Here is a 2462-nt window from a genome sequence, read left to right on the forward strand (position 1 = left end):
AAACTTGATCATACCCGCCCTACTAACGAAAATGTTGAACGCGAATTATTCGTAACGGACTTTGATTACTTAGAGGACAATTACGTTAGAAGTGAAAATATAGCTGCTACAATCTATAACGGCAATCCATACACTCTATATTCAGAAGAATACTTAGCTAGTAAACTATTCAATACTTGGAAAAATAGTCCAGGACATTACGAAAATATGATGACTAACTATACAGATATGTGGGTATCTATCCAAATTGGAGATACTCCTGAAGGAACAAAAGGTATAGGGGTACAAGATTACGTCTACGGCGTGAATGTATTTGGTTATCAAGATTAATAAAAAACCAGTCTTAGGACTGGTTTTTTTATTGCTATTAGTTACGCTATTACACTATTACACTATTATACTATTATACTATTATACTATCTTACTATTACACTATTATACTATCTTACTATTACACTATTATACTATCTTACTATTACACTATTATACTATCTTACTATTACACTATTATACTATCTTACTATTACACTATTATACTATTATACTATCTTACTATTACACTATTATACTATCTTACTATTACACTATTATACTATCTTACTATTACACTATTATACTATCTTACTATCTTACTATCTTACTATTACACTATTATACTATCTTACTATTACACTATTATACTATCTTACTATTACATTATTATACTATCTTACTATTACACTATTATACTATCTTACTATTACATTATTATACTATCTTACTATTACACTATTATACTATGTTAGTATTACACTATTACACTATGTTAGTATTACATTATTATACTATCTTACTATTACACTATGTTAGTATTACACTAGTCAAGTCCATAATCCTGTGTAAAATAAAATTAATAGTGAGGATAGTAGCAAATTTTTAACTTTCTCAAATACAATTAAATTGTGTACAATGTATTCAGTAAGGTAAAACCAAACAAATGTCAGAAAGTAGTAATAGATATGAAAAAAGTTTTTTCAACAAAAATGATTAATACAGGCGGACGTAACGGTGAGGTTCATTCTCCTGATAATTCTTTTGAAATGACAATCGTTGCTCCAGGACACAAAGTAGCAGGTGCGACAAACCCAGAACAATTATTTGCAGCTGGATATAGTGCTTGTTTTAACAGTGCTTTGGATTATGTGAAAAAACAAGCACAAGTAGATGGTGAATCAACTATTGAAGTAACTGTTTCACTATACAATTTGAGCCAAACTGCATTACCTGATGTTCAATTAGGTGTTGAAATCGAAGGCCACATTGAAGGAATTACTTTAGAAAAAAGCCAAGAATTATTAGAAATCGCACACCAAACATGCCCTTATTCTCGTGCAACTCGTGGAAATATTGAAGTATCAGTAAAAGCAATCTAATTTTATTCGAAAGGATGAAGCAAGATGACAACGACAAAAGCAGTCGTAATTAATCAATACGGCGGGAAAGAACAACTGACAGATGCAACTGTGACGTTACCTGAGTTATTCGCTCATCAAGTGTTGGTTAAAGTAAAAGCAACTTCGGTAAATCCAATTGATTGGAAGTTACGTGAAGGATATTTGCAACAAATGATGCCATGGGAATTCCCGATTATTTTAGGCTGGGATGTTGCAGGTATCATTGAAGAGGTAGGTTCACAGGTTTCTGACTGGAAAGTTGGTGATTGGGTTGCCGCTAGACCAGATACGACTCGGTTTGGTACGTATGCAGAGCACACAATTGTTGATGATCATCTTCTAGCAAAATTACCGGAAGAAGTATCATTTAAAGATGCAGGTGCACTACCTTTAGCTGGTTTGACCGCTTATCAAGCACTATTTACCCATGGGAAACTTCAAGCAGGACAAAAGGTGCTCATTCATGCTGGAGCTGGTGGCGTGGGAACATATGCGATTCAATTAGCGAAAGAAGCTGGCGCGTATGTAACTACTACGGCTAGTCCGAAAAATCATCAGCTATTAAAAGAATTAGGTGCTGATGAAGTGATTGATTATCATACGACTGATTTTGAGACTACTTTAAGTGAGATTGATTTGGTTCTTGACACAATGGCAGGAGAGGTACAACGAAAAAGCATCACTGTACTGAAGCCTGAAGGACGTTTAATCAGTATTCTTTCGATAGACGAAGATCCACGGATTCAAAAAAAAGGGATTCATGCTGAGGCTATCTGGCTGAAACCAAATGGCGAAGAATTAGCATCCTTAGTTAAGCTGATGGCTGAAAAGAAACTAAAAAGCGTGATTGGCGCTGAATTTCCGCTGAACCAAGCGGGGATTTATGCTGCACATGAACTCAGTGAAACGCACCATGCAGTAGGAAAAATCGTGCTAGTTGCTGAAACTGAATCAAATGCATATTAGGTCAAAAATGATCACGAATAGCAAGTATCGTAGTAATTCCTTGCTATGTTACTTGCTTTTTTT

General features: G+C 34.4%; 3 protein-coding genes. All 3 read left to right on the top strand.

Annotated elements, in window-relative coordinates:
* On the top strand, positions 1-330 hold a 330-nt coding region (locus ACRCJ0_RS11965), incomplete at its 5' end, for a CAP domain-containing protein (RefSeq protein ID WP_431390557.1).
* 668 nt (positions 331-998) lie between these two features.
* On the top strand, positions 999-1412 hold the full coding sequence (locus ACRCJ0_RS11970) for an Ohr family peroxiredoxin (RefSeq protein WP_048727033.1): 414 nt from the start codon (positions 999-1001) through the stop codon (positions 1410-1412).
* A 24-nt stretch (positions 1413-1436) separates the two neighbouring features.
* On the top strand, positions 1437-2399 hold the full coding sequence (locus ACRCJ0_RS11975; RefSeq protein ID WP_431390558.1) for an NADP-dependent oxidoreductase: 963 nt from the start codon (positions 1437-1439) through the stop codon (positions 2397-2399).
* Positions 2400-2462: the final 63 nt, after the last annotated feature.

The organism is Aerococcus sp. L_32, from assembly GCF_050689315.1.